This window comes from Halorubrum ruber, assembly GCF_018228765.1.
GTDB classification, from domain to species: domain Archaea; phylum Halobacteriota; class Halobacteria; order Halobacteriales; family Haloferacaceae; genus Halorubrum; species Halorubrum ruber.
The window spans coordinates 483,186-499,501 of record NZ_CP073695.1; the positions used below are offsets into that span (position 1 = coordinate 483,186).

The following is a 16,316-nucleotide window of genomic DNA, read 5'->3' on the forward strand; positions in this document are numbered from 1 at the left end:
CCGACGGCGGTCTCGGCGCGGCTACGCGCGTCCGACGAACGTCGCGTCCGCAGAGGTGCGCCCCTCGTTGAAGGAGAGTACCTTCGCGCGGATCACGTCTCCCGGTTCGAGGCCGCCGGGGATATCCTCGGTGAAGAGGACGAACCCCTCGACCTTGCCGACGGCGACCTCCTCGCCGGAGTGGTGGTCGGTGAGCTCGGTGACGCCGAACTCGTACGTCTCGCCGATCTCGACCGGCGGGTCGCGCTCCTGGGCCGCGTCGTGGGCGCGCTTCGACTCGCGCGCGTCGGCGGACGGCCCGCGGAGCCGTCGGGCGAGCACGAACAGCGCGAGCAGCGCGACCGCGACGGCGATGCCGACGACGACCGGTGACGATGGGATCATACCCGTGCGGTCGACCGCGGTCACCTAAACGATGTGGGTCCGCGACCCCGCGTCGGCGCCCCGTGGCCTCGCGCTCCCGCCGCTCGACGGTCCGATTCTCCTCGCGCCCGCATGAGAAACGCCTTTGCCCTCGAAGCCCCCCTCTCGATCCGATGCGACACAGCCGCGGTTCCCGACGACACGCGTCCGGGTGTGGTGTGCCGTGAAGGTCGCGGACGCGGTGCCGGAGTTCGCTGACGCCTTCGGGTTCGACGAGTTCAACCGGATGCAGCGGGAGGCGCTCCCGGGCATCTTAGAGACCGACCACAACGTCGTCGCGTCGGCGCCGACGGCCTCCGGGAAGACGGCGCTCGCCGAGCTCGCGATCTGTAAGACCCTCTCCGAGGGCGGGACGGCCCTCTTCGTCGCCCCCCTGCGCGCGCTCACCAACGAGAAGGAGAGCGAGTGGGAGCGGTTCGAGGAGCTGGGCTACTCCGTCTACGTCGTCTCCGGCGAGCGCGACCTCAACCCCCGCCGCGCCGAGCGCGCCGACGTGCTGGTGACGACCCCCGAGAAGGCCGACAGCGCGACGCGGAAGCACGACTCCGCCCGCTACTCCTTTATCACCGACGTGGACTGCGTCGTCATCGACGAGGTCCACCTGCTCGACTCCGAGAAGCGCGGCGCGGTGCTGGAGGTGACCGTCTCGCGGCTTCGTCGGCTCCAGGACCCGCGCGTCGTGGCGCTGTCGGCGACGATGCCGAACATCGACGACGTCGCGGAGTGGCTCGACGCGCCCGCGGAGACGACGTACGCGTTCGGCGACGAGTACCGCCCGGTCGACCTCGAAACGGGCGTGAAGACGTACTCGCACGGGTCGAACGCGTTCGCCGACAAGTACCGCCGGCTCTACCGCGCGCTCGACCTGGCCGAGCCGCACGTCCGCGAGGACGGGCAGGCCTTGGTGTTCGTCTCCTCGCGGCAGGACACGGTCCAGGCCGCGAAGAAGGCGCGTGACGAGATCACCGAGCGCGACATCCCGATCGACTCGCGGGACGACTACGACTTCCACAACGAGGCGACGGAGCTCACCAACGACACCCTCCGCCAGTCGGTCACGGACGGCGTCGGCTTCCACCACGCCGGCCTCGGCAAGGACGACCGCGACCGCGTCGAGGAGTGGTTCAAGCAGGGGAAGATCAAGTTCCTCTTCTCGACGTCGACGCTCGCGTGGGGGGTGAACCTCCCCGCCCGCTGCGTCGTCATCCGCGACACGAAGTACCACGACCCGCTGGAGGGGGAGACGGACATCTCGCCTTTGGACGTGCTCCAGATGCTCGGCCGCGCCGGCCGCCCCGAGTACGACGACGTGGGGTACGGCTGGGTGGTCTGCGACCGCGCGGACGCCGACAAGTACCGCAAGCTGCTCCGCGACGGCAAGGAGATCGAGTCGCGGCTCGCCGCCGACCTCGAATCCCATCTCAACGCCGAGATCGCGATGGGGACGATCCGCGGGCTCGAAGACGTGATGGCGTGGTTAGAGACCACCTTCTACTACGTCCGCGCGAAGTCGCAGCCGGAGCAGTACGACTTCCCGACGCTCCGCGACCGCGTGCGCGACACGCTCGAATCGCTCGTCGACGACGGGTTCGTCGCGGCCGACGACGATCTCGCGATCGAACCGACCGCCCTCGGGCGCCTCGCCTCGAAGTACTACCTCCGCTTGGACACCGCGCGCCGCTTCCGGCGCCTCGCCGACCGCGAGACGCTGACGGTCGATTTCGTGCTTGAGACCGTCGCGTCGGCCGGCGAGTTCGACTCCGTCTCGGCGCGCTCGGCCGAGTCGGACGCGATCGACCGGATCCTCGACGGGCGCGACACCGACCTCGAAGACGGCCACCGCAAGGTGTTCGCCATCCTGCTGGCGGGGATGGCGGACTCGATCCCCTCGGACCTCCGATCGGACGCGTGGGTGATCCGGCAGAACGCCCTCCGCCTGCTCGCCGCGCTCGCGGAGTTCCTCGACCGCTTCGCCGGCCCGCGCGCCGCCAACCTCGCCCGCCGCGTCGAGGCGCGCGTCGAACACGGCGTCTCCCGCGAGGCGGTCGCGCTCACCGCCATCGAAGGGGTCGGCTCCGGTCGCGCCGAGCGCCTCGCGGACGCCGGGCTCACCTCCCCGGCCGACGTCGTCGACGCCGGCGCGAAAGAGCTCGAAAACGCCGGCATGAGCGGCTCCGTCGCGGAGCGCATCGTCGACGCCGCGCGCGACTGTCCCCGGATCGACGTCGACTGGGGCGAGTTCCCCGAGACCATCGCGGTCGGCGAAAACGAGATGTGCGAGGTCGCCGTAACCGCCGTCTCCGGGAGCGCCCGCGCGGGGATCCGCGTCACCGTCAACGACGTGGAGATGACCGCGACGACGACGTACCTCGACGGCGAGGTGACCGTCCCGGTCGGCGTGTTCGGAACCCCCGACGCCGACGAGTTAGAGTTCGTCGTCGAGGTCGTCTTCCCGGACCTCCCGCTGCTGCCGGTCACCGCGACGCGCACGGTTCGCGTGGAGTAGGCGAGCCGGCGTCCAAATCCGATTTTACGAACTGTCGCCAGCAATCGGGCATTTAAATATCACCTCCGGTGACGTCGATATCTTATAAATAAACGAGGCGGTGGCGCGTGCCTGCGAGCGGCCGCCATCGGCGGCCGCGAGACAGCACCGCGCGAGGGAGTCGGCCGGTCGGAGCGAAGCGGAGACCGGCCGACGAGGCTGGGGAGGCGTGAGGTGCTGTGCGGTGCCGTGCGGGGCGGGACTCAAAGGGGCAGCCGCGAGGCGGGCGCAGGCGACGTAAGCACCGCAGCGAAGGAGCGAGCAGCGCGAGCGACTGAGCGAGGCGCGCAACGAGCGTGCGCCCGCCTCGCGGCTGGGGCTTTGGAGGTGTTCGCCGCCGATCCGTCAGCGGTCATTTATATCCTCGCAGCTGGGGCTTTGGAGGTGTTCGCCGCCGATCCGCAGTCATCTATTTATAAACGAGCGACTGGGGCTTTGGCGGTGTTCGCCGCCGATCTGACAGCGACCATTTATAAATAAACGACCGGAGCGTCCGAGCGATTCGCCACCTCGTCGCTCCACCAGTAGTCACCGCGACCCGCCACGTATCCCACATAAACCCCCGCAACGACCGCTTTTCACCCATACCGCGGCCACCCGCCCCATGCCGCAACGACTCCGCGTGCTGGCCGGCGACTGCGTAGTGACCGACCGCGGCGACCGCACCCGCACCCACCGCGGGCGCGTCGTCGTCTTGATAAAGCCCGACGACACGACGCTCGTCCACGACGCCGACGGCTACCAGCCCGTCGCGTGGCTCACCCGTCCCGAGAGCGTCGTCGTCGAGGGCGGCGGCGACGGGTTCACCGTCACCGCCCGCGACGGCTCTCGACAACTCCGGGTCGTCGCCGAGGAGGCGACCGCGAGCCGCGCGCTCCCCGTCACCGAGGCGGGCGTTCCGGTCGGGACCTGCCCGGACGACGGCGGGCCGCTCGTGCGCTCGCGCGGCGACGTGGTCTGTCTCGACTGCGAGGAACGCTGGGGGCTGCCGGCGGGCGCGAGCGTGACGGACGCGACCTGCGACGACTGCGGGCTGCCGAAGATTCGCGTCGAGCGCGGCGAGCCGTTCCACCTCTGTCTCGACCCCGCCTGCGACCCGATGGAGGACGCCGTCAGCGACCGCTTTGACGGGGTTTGGGACTGCCCGGACTGCGACGGCGACCTCCGGGTGCGCTCCGCGCCCGGCCGCGTCTACCTCGGCTGCGAGAACTACCCCGACTGCGAGACCACCTTCTCGTTCCCGGCGGGCGTCGTCGTCGACGAGTGCGACTGCGGGCTCCCCGTCTTCGAGACGGCCGCCGGGCTGGGCTGTCTGGACGGCACCTGCCCGCTCGACGGACACGCGGCGGGTAGAGAGTCGGAAGAACAGAGACCGAACGACGCGTAGCGGCCGGAGAACGCGACCGGGCTACTCCGCGAGCTGCTGGCGGCCCGGGGCGATGAGGCGGTCGAGGTACTCCGCGAGCGCGCCCTTCGCGTCCGCGGGATGGAGCTCGCCGGACTCCAAGTCCGCCTCCAAGTCGTCGTAGGCGTCGTACTCAAGATTCCCGCCGTACTCTTCCGGGCGCTCGACGGTCACCGCGTCGAACCGCGGGAACACGTGGTACTCGAACACCTGGAGGACGGGGTTGTCGCGGGCCGTGCCGTCGTCCGCCGGCTCGGGGTCGGCGGTGGGCGGGCAGTAGGCGTCGTTCACCTTCGACTCGATGTCCTCGCGGGAGTCCTCCATCGAGATGGTGACGCCCTCGCTGGAGGACATCTTCCCGCGGCCGGTGCCGAGGTCGGCGATGAGCGGCGTGTGGAGGCTCGTCGGCGGCTCGCGGTCGATGCTCGGTAACACGTCGCGCGCGAGCATGTGGACCTTGCGCTGTTCCATCCCGCCGACCGCGATGTCGACGCCGAGGTACGGGATGTCGAGCGCCTGCATCAGCGGGTAGACGGCCTGCGACACCTTCACCGAGTCGCCGGAGGTGATCTCGGCCATCGCCCGCTCAGCGCGGGCGAGCGTGGTCTCCAGTTCGAGGGCGTGGAGGTCGAGGGTGTAGTCGTCGTCGAGCTGGAAGTCGGAGCCGAGGACGAACTGCGTGTTCGACTCGTCGAGCCCGTAGGCGATGAACTGGTCGCGCATCCGCTCCGCGGTGTGGCGGATCTCCTCGAACGACCCCTTGTCGTTGAGGTACGCGTGTACGTCGGCCAACAGTACGGTCACCTCGAACCCCGCCTCCTGGAGGTCGATGAGCTTGTTCGCGGTGAGCATGTGACCGATGTGGAGCACGCCCGAGGGCTCGTAGCCGACGTACGCCCGCTTACCCTCGGGGTCGTCGGCCAGCGCCTCGATCTCCGCCTCGGTGACCACCTCGGCCGCGTTCCGGGTGATCAGCTCGTGAGCGTCCATACGTCCGACTGTGCGTTACCGGACATATGACTTCTGGATGCGTGCCGACGGATCACGCGGAGCGCCGCCAGCGCGGCCGTCGGGCGCTCGCTCTTCGGGTTCGAGGCGACCCCGCCGCCCTTACTCCTCCGTCTCGGGCAGCGTCCGCCCCGCCCGGTGTTCGGAGATGATCCGGTCGATCCGCTCGGCCTTCTGGTCGCGCCGCCGCTCCTCGGCCTCCTCCTCCCACTCCTCGACGGCCGCGACGAGGTCCTCCTCGCTCGCGACCGCCAGCTCGTCCACCTCGCGGACCGGCACGGCGTCCGCGGGCACCACCGGCACCCCGCGCTCGAACAGCACCGCGTCCGCGACGTCCGAGAGGTTCCCCTCGCCGCGGATCACCGCTCGCGGCTCCGTCTCCGCGAGGCGCTCGGCGGTCCGGCGGCCGGCGCCGGACGCGTCCCGGAGGAACACCACGTCGCCGGCGACGAGCCCGTACGCCTCGTCCGCGGCGTCGAGCGCGTCGAGCGTGAACTGCTCGACGACTTTCACGCTCACGAGCCCCCGCTCCTCCGCGACGTCGCCGAAGTTCGAGTGGTCGAGCCGCCACAGCTCTTTCAACGTCTCCACCTTCCGTTCGAGGTCCGCGACGCGCTCCTGTGCCTCGTCGCGCTCGCGCTCCAACCGGTCCGTCTCGCGTTCGAGCCGCGAGACCGCCCGACGCTCGCGGGCCTCGATGCGCTCCTCGCGTTTCGCCTCCTCTAACTCCCCCTCAAGCTCCGCGATCCGGTCGTCGCGCTCCTCTAAGTCCTCCTCCAGCGACTCGGCGTGCGACTCCAGCCGGTCGACGCGCTCGCGGAGCCGCCGGATCGTCTCCTCCTCCTCGGTGCGCTCCGGCTCCGTGGGGTCCGACTCGTCGCCGTCGCCGTCGCCGCTCCCGCCACCGCCGCTCCCGTCGTCCTCGCTCAGGTCCTCGATGACGGCCTCGACCGACGAGTCGCCCGCGACGACGCCGGCGATCACCGCCTCGCGGTCGAGCCGGGGCGGCGTCTTCGCCGCGATCCGCTCGAACTGGTCCTCGTGGTCGTCGTAGGCGTACAGCGCGGCCGCGAGCGCGTCGCGCTCGTGGTCGTTGTCGTAGCTCGCCTCGCGGGTGCGGTGGAGCTTCTCGTCGACCGGGAGATCGGTGGTGGGCTTCCACCCCGCGGCGTCGAACGAGCGCCGGAACTTCTCGACGGTCTCCGGCATCGGCTCCACGTCGGCGGCGACGATGATCGGGCGGCCCTGCTCGACGATCCACTCGGTCACCTCGGCGGTGTCGCCGGTCCGCGAGGAGTAGAGCGCGTGGACGGTGCCGTCGAGCCCGACGACCGCGGCCGCGGTGGTGGTCCCGGGGTCGATCCCGACGATGACGCGGTCGCGCCGCTGTACGAGCGGCTCGTACTCGATGCCGTCGCGGCGCTCGCGCTCGACCTCGACGCGCACGTCGCCGGCCCGCGAGTTCGACACGGGGATGTCCTCGGGGCGCGCCTCGACCGTGAACGTCGCGTTCGCGTAGCCGCCGTACTTCTCGGTCACGTCGCGCTCGAAGTCGAGGTTCGCCTCCTTCAGCTTCGACTGGACCTGCCGCGTCCGCTTCTTCACGTTGCCGTGGATCCGTCGGGTGTAGCGGTCCTGGCTCCACCCGCCCTTGCCGGTCGAGCGCCCGCGGGACACCTTCACCCGCGTCTCGTCGGTGAAGGCGGTAACCTCGTGGCCGACGTTGGCCGCGGCGAGCCGCGCGGCCGCCTCCGCCTCCTTCATCGGCTCCTTCCCGTAGGGGATCCCGTGGCGGGAGGCGACCCGCGAGAGCGGCTCCGGGCGCTCCGCGCCGGTCACCTGAACGAGCCGGGTACCGTCCGGGAGCGACCGGAGGAAGTTGACGAGCTCCCCCTTGTCGGCCGCCAGCTCGTAGGCGTTGTCGGTGGCGACGTAGAGGGGCTCGCGGTCGTCGATCAGCCGGCAGAGCTTCCGGAAGGAGACCACGTCGCGGGTGACCCGCGCCATCGGCCCGTCTGCGTCCGGGGCGTCCGGGTCGTCCTCGTCGACCGGATCGAGTATCACGAGCGCGTAGGAGGGGCTGTCGCCGCGGACGTCGCCGCTGTGGACGTCGACGCCGAACACCGGCCGGTCGCGGGCGCGGATGGTCCGGGTTGTCACGGCCCGAGGTAGGTCGTTGCCGCGTATATACCCCACGCCGGGGGAGACGATTCCTCGCCGGCGAGTTGGTGAGCGGTCGGTGGATCGATGTCGAATCGGCGGGCGGTCAGCGGATCGGCGCTAAGTTGACGAGCCCTCAGAGGATCCGCGGCTCGTCGCCCGCCCCCTGCTGCCGGCCGCTGATGATCCCGGGCGTTCCGCCGGTCTGGATGATGTTGAACGCGGTCATCAGGTCCGACCGCGAGATGAGGCCGACGAGCTCGCCGTCGGCGTCGACCACGGGCAGTCGCCCGACGCCGTGTTCCTGCATGGTCTGGAGCGCGGTCAGGGCGTCGGCGTTCGGGTCGGCCGCGACGAGGTCGGTCGCCATCACGTCGTCGACGCGGTAGGCGTCGCGCTCGACCTCGCGGACCGAGCGGGCGTCCTCTAAGGTGACCATCCCGACGAGTTCGTCGCCGTCGAGGACGGGGTAGCCGGTGTGGCGCTCCTCGAACATCCGGCTCATCAGGTCGGCGACGGAGGTGTCCTCCGACACCGTGTGGAGGTCATCGCGGGGCGTCATGATGTCCGTGACGGTGACGCCCTCGAAGGCGGCCTTCAGGGTCGTCTGCTGCGCCTCGCCGGAGGCGGCGATGTAGACGAAGAAGGCGAGCACGATGAGAAGCAGCTGGAACGTGAACAGGCCGATGATCCCCATCAGGAACGCGAACACCTTCCCCACGGCGGCGGCCCGCTGGGTCGCCTGCGCGTGCGGCTGGTTCCGCGCGAGCAGCGCCCGGAGGACCCGGCCGCCGTCCATCGGGAACGCGGGGAGCATGTTGAACACCGCGAGGACGACGTTCAACAGCGCGAGGTAGCCGAACACGAAGAGGAGGGCGTCGGAGCCGCCCGCACCGACGAGGACGACCCCGTAGCAGGCGACCCCGACCGCGACGCTGACGAGCGGGCCGGCGATCGCGATCCAGAACTCGTGTTTCCAGTCCTCGGGGAAGTCTTTGAAGCTGGCGAGCCCGCCGAGCAGCCACAGCGTGATCGACTCGATCTCGTAGCCGTAGCGCATCGCGACCAGCGAGTGGCCGAACTCGTGGAGCAACACCCCGACGAACAGCCCCACCGCGGCCGTCAGCCCGAGCAGCCACGGGGTGTTGCCGGCCGCGACCGCGCCCGCGTCGATCCCGAGCCCGGCGACCTCGTTCATCACTCCGGCGATCTCTCCCACCTGTCCGCCGATGAGGTACGCGAACAGCGGTAAAACGATCAGGAAGGTCCAGTTGAGGCGGATCGGAATGCCGAACGCGCTCCCGACCTTGATTCCACGCATGCCATCGAGTTCGGGTGGTGACCGGTTAAGTCACGGGGTCCGGGAAGCGATCGGACCGCTCGCACGGTCCGGTCGGTGATGGCTTAAATACCCGGCTCCCGTCACAGACGCCCATGAGCGACGCAGCCCACACCGACCCGGTCGTGAAGCGCGGCGAAGAAATCCGCTACGAACCCGTCGACGCCGCCGAGGGGCTCTCGAAGGGCGTCCTCCTCGACGAGTCGGACGGCGCGCCGAACTTCGCGATGCGCCGGTTCGAGCTCGCGGCGGGCGCCGAGGTCCCGCGCCACACCAACGCGGTCGAACACGAGCAGTACGTCCTCGCCGGCGAGTACGTCGTCGGGATCGGGGACGAGGAGCACACCGTCTCGCCCGGCGACGCGCTCCTCATCCCCGCGGGCGTCGAACACTGGTACCGCAACGAAGGCGACGAGCCCGGCGCGTTCATCTGCGCGGTGCCGAACGGCGACGACACCATCGAACTCGTCGAGTAGAAATCCGACCGTCTCGGTCCCGCGGGCCGACTACTCCAGCGTGCCGACCCGGTCGGCGACGTAGCCGAACTGGTCGCGGTAGCCGTTCGGCGACAGCAGCACGGGGTAGAAGGGCTCGTCGGCGAGCAGCGGCTCGCCGTCGGCGGCCGCGAACCGCTCGCCGGACTCGACGCGTTCGAAGTTGCGCGCGAACACCTCGTACGCCTCCGCCTCCGGCTTCGGGATCCGCTCGCGGAGCCGGAACACCGGAACGTCCTCGCGGCCGCCGACGTCGAGCACGTCGTCGGCGCCGGGCGCGGAGACGGCGCCGGTCGAGGCGAGGAACGCCCGCGCCAGCCAGTAGGCGTTGTCGGCGGCGGCCTCCGAGCCCTGAAGTCCCGCCTCCACTTCGAGCGTGTGCGGGTGTTCGATGAGCCGGCCCTCGGTGAACGCGTCGGTCTGGATCACGGCGTCGACCGGGAGATGCGGCGCGACCGCGCGCGTCACCTCGTCCATCGAGTCGATGACGGCGAACGGCTCGGCGTACGACTGCGTCGAGTGGATCGCGAGGGTCGTACACCCCTCTACGGCGTCGACGAGGTCGGCCGCGAGCCGCACCTCGTGGGCCGCCGCGTCGCGGTTGCCCGGGAACACCCGGTTGAGGTCGGCGTCGAGGTACCGCTCGCCGGCGGCGAGGGCCTCCTCGTTGGCGACGATCAGCCGCACCGGGCGCTCGGGGGCGAGGTCGGCGTCGAGCAGGCGCTCGACGGCGCGAGCGCCGCAGGGCTCGTCGCCGTGGATCGCGCCGACGACGGCGACCTCGGGCTCCCCGTCGCCCAGATCGTGAACTTCCATACGTCCCGCAGACGCGCGGCGGATAAGTGGCGTTCGGATCGGAGACGGAGGGCCGAATCGGCGGCGTCGCCCTCGGTTTCCCGTCGACGTGCTCAGTGCCCCCCGTCGACGCGCTTAGTGCCCCTCGTCGACGCGCTCAGTGGCCCTCGTCCACCTGATCCGCGTACTCGTAGTCGGCCGGGTAGGCGGGGGGCCGCGCGTCGTCGAGGGCGATCCGCCAGCCGTCGACCGCGCTCGGGTCGTCGAGCGCGGCGCGGAGCGTCTCCCGGACGTCGTCGACGTCGACCCCGTAGAAGTCGCCCGGGACGCCGTCGAGGTACTGGAGGGCCGTCTCGAACAGCGACCGCATCCCGGCGTCGTTCTCGAAGTCGACGCGCTTGTACGCGCCGGCCGCGACCTGAACCATCCCGTGGAGGAAGGCGCTCTCTGCGGTGCCGCTGCCGTAATTATACCACTCGTCTTCGAAGCAGTCGTGGCTCTCGTGGTAGGCGCCGTCGTTGAACAGCCGCACGCCGTGTTCGGTCGCGCGCCGAAGCGTCGCGTGTTCCCAGTAGCCGCCGACCGCCCGCGCGTCCGGCGGGCCGCCCGACGACTCGTCCTCCTCACCTGCCCCGGACGAGTTGGGTCGGTCGCCCGCGTGCCACCCGGTCGGGTTCCCGAGCGGCGGGGCGACGCCCGGGTCGCGGGTGTGGTCGTCCATGTCCGGGCCGTTCACGCGGGAGCGACCTAACCGTTTCGCGGGGGGTGGAGGATGAACCGGCTCGGGACCGGATCGAACCCTTCTTTCCCCCGGTCGCGCTCGGGGCGAACGAATGGACGCCGGACTCCTCTTCGCGCTCGCCGCCGCCGTCGTCTGGGGACGTACCTCTTCGTCCTGAAGCGCGCCTTCTCGGAGTATCCCCCCGCCGCGCTGACGGTGGCGATAAACGCCGCGGCGCTCGGGTGGTTCCTCGCTGCGACCGGGCTCACGGTCGGCTTCGGCGACGCCGCGGCCGGGCTGTCCGGGCTCGTCGTCCCGCGGCGGTTCGCGGTCGTCGCCGTCACGAGCCTCGCGACGGCCGCGGCGTTCGTCCTCTTTCTGCGCGCCATCGAGAACGGTGTCGTACGTCGCGCCGATCAACAAGGTCGTCCCGATGTTCGTCCTCCCGCTGGAGGTCGGGCTGCTCGGGCAGGTGCTGGCGCCGATCCAGGTCGCCGGCGTCGTCGTCACCACGCTCGCGGTGTACGTCGCGAACTACGAGCCGGGCAGCTTCTTCGCGCCGCTCGCGCGGGCCGCCCGCTCGCGTCCCGCGCAGCTGGCGCTCGCGAGCGCGGCCTGCTACGCGGTCGCGGACGTGGGCAAGCGGGTGGCGCTCCAGGAGCTCGCGATTCCCGGCACGCTCTGGGTGCCGCTGCTGCTCGTCGGCGTCGCGGTCGTGCTGCTCCCCGCGGCGATCCGGAACCCGATCGAGGCGAGCCGCGACGACGTTCCGAAGTTCCTCGCGGCCGGCGCGCTCGTCGCGCTGGGCGAGCACCTGACGACGGTCGCGTTCGCGGCGCTGCCCGCGAGCGTCGCCTCCCCGGTGATCAACACGCAGGCGATCGTCGCGGTCGTCCTCGGAGGCGTGCTGCTCGGCGAGCGCCACTTCCGGCTCCGGCTCGTCGCGGCCGTCCTCGCGGTGGTCGGCGTCGCGATGATCGCGGGCTGAGGCGGCGCGCGGGACGGACGGCGCGCGGGAGGAGCCGCCGCCCACCTCGACCGTCACGCCTGCCGCTACCCGAGAGACACTTGCCCGTTCGGCCCGTATCGATCGTATGAACTCCTCGCCGGAGTCGAGCCCGATTGACCACGCCGAGTCGATCGTGAACGCGCTCGGCGACGGCGCGTACGTCCTCGGCGCCGACCGGACTCGCGTGTTCGTCAACGACCGGCTCCGCGAGGTGACCGGGTTCGATGAGGACGTCCTCCACGACGAACACCCGGAACGGCTCGTCGAGGAGGGGTACTGGTCCGAGGAGACCGGCGAGCGCTACCGGGCGGCCGTTGAGCGCGTCCTCGCGGGCGAGACGGACGACGAGCGCGTCCAGCTCACGACGACGCTCGCGGACGGCGGCGAGGTGACCACCGAGACCCGGCTGACGCCGATCGAGCGCGACGGCTCGGTCGTCGGCGCGGTCGGAGTGATCCGCGACGTCACGGACCGCGTCGAGCGCGAACGAGAGTTAGAGCGGCTCAACGAGCGGCTCGAACGGCTCGCCGGCTTCCTCTCGCACGACCTCCGGAACCCCCTGTCGGTCGCCCGCGGCTACGTCGAGCTCGCCCGCGAGACGGGCGACACCGAGCGGCTGGCGGCCGCCGAGGAGGCGCTCGACCGGATCGAGTCGATGATCGACGAGGCGCTGGTGATGGCCCGCGACCCGAACGAGGTGGAGACCGCGGACGCCGCGGTCGACCTCGGAGACCTCGCCGCCGACTGCTTGGAGTCGGGCGACGTCGGCGATTGCCCGGCCGACGCCGAGCTCGTCGTCGAGGACCCCGGGCCGGTGGCCGGCGACCCGACCCTGCTCCGGCGCGCCGTCAGCAACCTCATCGGCAACGCCTTCGACCACGGCGGCGACGAGCCTACGGTCCGGGTCGGCGTCGACGACCGAGGGGTGTACGTGGCCGACGACGGACCGGGGCTTCCGGACGACGAGCAGGCGCGCGCGGAACTGACCGACTTCGGCGTCTCGCCGGAGGGGGGCACAGGCATCGGACTCGCCATCGTCGAGCGCGTCGCGGCCGCGCACGGCTGGACGCTCGAGATCGGCGAGTCGGCCGAGGGCGGGTTCCGCGCGACGCTGGCCGGTGCGAAATCGACGAAATAAAGGGGGGGCCGAGCCAACGCCAGTCCGCGTGCGAGGGTAGCCAAGCCCGGAAACGGCGGCGGATTCAAGCTCCGCTCCTGTAGAGGTCCGTGGGTTCAAATCCCTCCCCTCGCATGAGCGCGTCCACAACGCGCGAATGCATCAGGGGAGAGGATTTGAATCAGGGAGCGCCTCTGGCGCGACCGTGGTTCAAATCCCTCCCCTCGCATCGCCGGGGTCCACCCCCCGTGATGCGGAAGACGCTCTCGGAGCGCTCTTCCCTCGCAAAACTTCACTCGACTCACGCAGAGCCCCCGGTATCGCCAAGCCCGGAAACGGCGGCGGATTCAAGCTCCGCTCCTGTAGAGGTCTCGTGAGCGAGCGACGCGAGCGAACGAGAGCACGCGAGTCGCAGCCGGCGAGCGAAGCGAGCCGGACCGTCTCGCGGTGGTCCGTGGGTTCAAATCCCTCTCCTCGCATGAACGCGCCCACAGCGCGCGAATACATCAGGGGGGAGGATTTGAATCAGGGAGCGCCTCTGGCGCGACCGTGGTTCAAATCCCTCCCCTCGCATCGCCGGGGTCCACCCCCCGTGATGCGGAAGACGCTCTCGGAGCGCTCTTCCCTCGCAAAAATTCCTCAGTCGACTCTCGTAGCCGCGGCGCTCTCATCGAACCCCGTCGCCGCGGCGCTTCGACCGGCTCCCGCGACCGGGGCAAGGCCCGGACGCGGAGCCCGCCACATCGAATCGGTGTCGGTCTCGTCGGCCGTTGCCCCGGCGGCAGGCGTTAGTAAGCAGTCCATTCCGGGGCGCTCCTCAGCTCTGAAACCGGGACATAAGCTCGCGACACCCGTAAGACGGTCCATAACCATGTACCGCTACCGTCATGATGCGACGATGAGTCACAATCCCGGGCCGGAGACCGAACCGACGACGAAGCTCCGTGTTCAATCGTTCATCGAACGCGCCACGCGGCTGTGGGAGGACCTCAGGTACAAACAGCACCGGCTCCGGAGCGACACCTACCGAGTGGCGGTCGGCGAGGCGGAGGCGGACCTCTACGCGCTGTCGAAAAGCGAATACCTCGACTTCGCGCGGCTCCCGGAGCGGGGCATCCTCGAAGAGCTGCTCTCGGATCTGCGGCCCGACGACATCTTCTACGACCTCGGTGCGAACCTCGGGCTGTACGCCTGTCTCGCCGCTGACGTCCTCGACACGACGATCGTGGCGTTCGAACCCCATCCGAAGAACGCCGACCGGCTCGCACGGAACGCCGAACTGAACGGGTCGAAGGTCGCCGTTCATCGCGTCGCCCTGGCCGCCTCGTCGGGAAGCGCACAGATGAAGCTCTCGCCCGGGTTCGGACCCGATAACCTCGGGTCCGCCGGGCACACGCTCCTCACGGAGTACTACGAGGAGGAGTCCGAATCGGTCCCGGTCACGAAGCTGCGAGGCGACGAGTTCGTCGCCGAGGAGCGCGCACCGCCGCCGACCGCGTTGAAGATAGACGTCGAAGGAACGGAGATGGACGTCCTACAGGGCCTCGACTCGACCCTGTCGCGCCCCGAGTGTCGGCTCGTCTACTGCGAGGTCCACGAGGACCGGCTCGACTCTCAGGGGTACTCCGTCTCCGACGTGTCAGACTTTCTCGCATCCCGCGGCTTCTCCGTCGAGAGGCGTTCGATCGACGGCTATCAGTCGTTCATCCGCGCGGAAAAGGTCTGAGCGCGAGTCGTCGTTCCTCTGGGTACTGTTTCTCCCGGCCCAGACTCGAATCGGTGAGCGCCGTCGCTCCTACGGACCGGCCGCTCGCCGCCGCGCCACCGCCCCGCCGCCGCGCAGCCGAGCGGTATGGCTTTTTATTCTCTCCCCCGAATCGGGCGTTATGACCGAACGGACGCGTCGCGACCTGCTCCGCGTCGCCGGCGGCGTCGGCGTCACGGGACTCGCTGGCTGTAGCTCGCTCGGCGGCGACTCGTCGGGCGACGGTGACTCGCCCGCCGCCACCGCCGGATCGGGGTTCGACGAGGTCGACCTGCCGCTGGACCTCGACGCCCGACCGCAGTCGTCGGACGGACTCGCGTCGCAGTTCCGGCAGGGGCTCCGGAACCACGGCCACATCGACGCGACGATACCCGAGACCGTCGAGGTGCGGTGGTCGGTGCCGGCGAACCGCGGCGAGCACTCCGCCTCGAAGGGCAGTCCGATGCCGACGCCGGCGGGCGACATGCTCGTCGCGGACGACACGGGCCGGATCCAGTCGATCGCGGTCGACGGGACGACGAACTGGGAGACGGACCTCTCCGACGCCAAGTGGGGGAGCCACGGCACCCCCGCGATCGCCGACGGCTTGGCGTACGTCGGCACCTACGATGGCGTCGTCTCCGCGGTCTCGGTCGCGAGCGGCGAGATCGAGTGGCAGACCGATATCGGTGACGCGGCCGCCGCCAGCCCGACGTACCACGACGGAACGCTGTACGTCGCCGTCGAGTTCTCGCCGCCGAGCGGCGCCGTCGTCGCGCTGGACGCCGAGAGCGGCGACGAGGTGTGGCGCGACGGCCGGCCGACCGACCACCCGCACTCGACCGTCGCGGTCGACCTCGACCGCGACCGCTTCCTGTTCGGCGCCAACGACGGCCGCGTCTACGCGTGGTCTTTCGTCGACCGCGAGCGCGCGTGGACGTTCGACACCGGCGGCGACGTCAAGGCGCCGATCGCGATCAGCCGCGGGATCGCGGTGGTCCCGTCGTGGGCCGGCACCGTCACCGCCGTCGACGTCACCGACGGCTCCGGGCTCTGGGAGTTCCAGACGGACGACTCCGTGTCGCCGTCGGACGAGCCCGACCCGATCCGCACGGGCGGCGTCATGTGCGCGCCGGCGGTCCACGACGGAACGGTGTACGTCGGGAGCCACGACACGAACGTCTACGCGATCGACTTGGCGACCGGCGAGGAGCTGTGGTCGACCCCGACCGACGGGTGGATCACGGGGAACGTGACCGTGACGAACGGCCACGTCCTCGTCGGCTCGTACGACGAGCACCTCTACGCGCTCGATCGCGGTGACGGCTCGGTGACCTGGGCGGTCGAGGGCAACGGCGAGGTGACCAGCGCGCCGTTCGTCACCGACGACGGTGTCTACTACACCGAGCGCGCCCCGGAGAACACCGACGAACCCGGCATGTGCTACCGGCTCGCCGCGCCGGAGTGAGCCGGCCGCCCCGCTGTCGGGCGGTCGGGCGGTGCGTCGGCAAATAGTCACGAACGTCCAGCGAAACGCGGGGTCCGAAACGGTTTTG

Annotated in this window: 12 protein-coding genes, 1 tRNA gene and 1 pseudogene; 8 read left to right on the top strand and 6 right to left on the bottom strand. The window is 70.4% G+C overall.

The features are described from left to right. Positions 1-21: 21 nt before the first annotated feature. Positions 22-384 (bottom strand): TRAM domain-containing protein, encoded by a 363-nt coding sequence (locus J7656_RS02275; RefSeq protein WP_017343689.1) that lies wholly within the window; start codon positions 382-384, stop codon positions 22-24. A gap of 202 nt (positions 385-586) precedes the next feature. Here J7656_RS02275 and J7656_RS02280 point away from each other — a divergent pair, with 202 nt between their 5' ends. Together J7656_RS02280 and J7656_RS02285 are read left to right on the top strand one after the other, a co-directional pair. After that, positions 587-2,929 (top strand): DEAD/DEAH box helicase, encoded by a 2,343-nt coding sequence (locus J7656_RS02280; protein WP_017343690.1) that lies wholly within the window; start codon positions 587-589, stop codon positions 2,927-2,929. A gap of 643 nt (positions 2,930-3,572) precedes the next feature. Beyond that, a complete protein-coding gene (locus J7656_RS02285; RefSeq protein WP_211553949.1) occupies positions 3,573-4,355 on the top strand; it encodes a topoisomerase DNA-binding C4 zinc finger domain-containing protein in 783 nt (260 codons plus the stop codon). A gap of 21 nt (positions 4,356-4,376) precedes the next feature. On the opposite strand, the gene J7656_RS02290 is transcribed toward J7656_RS02285, so the two are convergent. From J7656_RS02290 to J7656_RS02300, 3 genes are all read right to left on the bottom strand, one after another. Then, on the bottom strand, positions 4,377-5,363 hold the full coding sequence (locus tag J7656_RS02290; RefSeq protein ID WP_017343692.1) for a tyrosine--tRNA ligase: 987 nt from the start codon (positions 5,361-5,363) through the stop codon (positions 4,377-4,379). Positions 5,364-5,483: 120 nt separating this feature from the next. Then, complete coding sequence (locus J7656_RS02295) at positions 5,484-7,541, bottom strand: DUF460 domain-containing protein (protein ID WP_211553950.1); 2,058 nt, start codon at positions 7,539-7,541, stop codon at positions 5,484-5,486. A gap of 136 nt (positions 7,542-7,677) precedes the next feature. Beyond that, the gene (locus J7656_RS02300) at positions 7,678-8,862 is read right to left on the bottom strand and encodes a M50 family metallopeptidase (protein WP_017343694.1); all 1,185 of its coding nucleotides are present in this window, start codon (positions 8,860-8,862) and stop codon (positions 7,678-7,680) included. Positions 8,863-8,975: 113 nt separating this feature from the next. Here J7656_RS02300 and J7656_RS02305 point away from each other — a divergent pair, with 113 nt between their 5' ends. Then, on the top strand, positions 8,976-9,356 hold the full coding sequence (locus J7656_RS02305) for a cupin domain-containing protein (RefSeq protein ID WP_017343695.1): 381 nt from the start codon (positions 8,976-8,978) through the stop codon (positions 9,354-9,356). Positions 9,357-9,386: 30 nt separating this feature from the next. Here J7656_RS02305 and J7656_RS02310 read toward each other — a convergent pair whose 3' ends face one another. Beyond that, positions 9,387-10,190 (bottom strand): M14 family metallopeptidase, encoded by an 804-nt coding sequence (locus J7656_RS02310; RefSeq protein ID WP_211553952.1) that lies wholly within the window; start codon positions 10,188-10,190, stop codon positions 9,387-9,389. Between the two features lie 136 nt (positions 10,191-10,326). Next, positions 10,327-10,890, bottom strand: coding sequence for a DUF309 domain-containing protein (locus J7656_RS02315; RefSeq protein ID WP_017343697.1), 564 nt, complete (start codon positions 10,888-10,890; stop codon positions 10,327-10,329). 112 nt (positions 10,891-11,002) lie between these two features. On the opposite strand from J7656_RS02315, the pseudogene J7656_RS02320 reads away from it, so the two are divergent. From J7656_RS02320 to J7656_RS02340, 5 genes and pseudogenes are all read left to right on the top strand, one after another. Then, positions 11,003-11,878 (top strand): annotated as a pseudogene (locus J7656_RS02320) (EamA family transporter). A 106-nt stretch (positions 11,879-11,984) separates the two neighbouring features. Beyond that, a complete protein-coding gene (locus J7656_RS02325) occupies positions 11,985-13,037 on the top strand; it encodes a PAS domain-containing sensor histidine kinase (RefSeq protein WP_017343699.1) in 1,053 nt (350 codons plus the stop codon). A gap of 30 nt (positions 13,038-13,067) precedes the next feature. Further along, positions 13,068-13,151, top strand: a tRNA-Leu gene (locus J7656_RS02330). A 763-nt stretch (positions 13,152-13,914) separates the two neighbouring features. Then, entirely contained in the window at positions 13,915-14,742 is an 828-nt protein-coding gene (locus J7656_RS02335) for an FkbM family methyltransferase (protein WP_211553953.1), read from the top strand. A 160-nt stretch (positions 14,743-14,902) separates the two neighbouring features. Further along, entirely contained in the window at positions 14,903-16,228 is a 1,326-nt protein-coding gene (locus J7656_RS02340; RefSeq protein ID WP_211553955.1) for an outer membrane protein assembly factor BamB family protein, read from the top strand. Positions 16,229-16,316: the final 88 nt, after the last annotated feature.

Bases quoted from the DNA above. Each gene is read 5' to 3' on its own strand.
- J7656_RS02315 (WP_017343697.1), bottom strand. From the start codon at position 10,890: ATGGACGACCACACCCGCGACCCGGGCGTCGCCCCGCCGCTCGGGAAC.
- J7656_RS02305 (WP_017343695.1), top strand. From the start codon at position 8,976: ATGAGCGACGCAGCCCACACCGACCCGGTCGTGAAGCGCGGCGAAGAA.
- J7656_RS02275 (WP_017343689.1), bottom strand. From the start codon at position 384: ATGATCCCATCGTCACCGGTCGTCGTCGGCATCGCCGTCGCGGTCGCG.
- J7656_RS02290 (WP_017343692.1), bottom strand. From the start codon at position 5,363: ATGGACGCTCACGAGCTGATCACCCGGAACGCGGCCGAGGTGGTCACC.
- J7656_RS02335 (WP_211553953.1), top strand. From the start codon at position 13,915: ATGAGTCACAATCCCGGGCCGGAGACCGAACCGACGACGAAGCTCCGT.
- J7656_RS02300 (WP_017343694.1), bottom strand. From the start codon at position 8,862: ATGCGTGGAATCAAGGTCGGGAGCGCGTTCGGCATTCCGATCCGCCTC.
- J7656_RS02310 (WP_211553952.1), bottom strand. From the start codon at position 10,190: ATGGAAGTTCACGATCTGGGCGACGGGGAGCCCGAGGTCGCCGTCGTC.
- J7656_RS02325 (WP_017343699.1), top strand. From the start codon at position 11,985: ATGAACTCCTCGCCGGAGTCGAGCCCGATTGACCACGCCGAGTCGATC.
- J7656_RS02285 (WP_211553949.1), top strand. From the start codon at position 3,573: ATGCCGCAACGACTCCGCGTGCTGGCCGGCGACTGCGTAGTGACCGAC.
- J7656_RS02340 (WP_211553955.1), top strand. From the start codon at position 14,903: ATGACCGAACGGACGCGTCGCGACCTGCTCCGCGTCGCCGGCGGCGTC.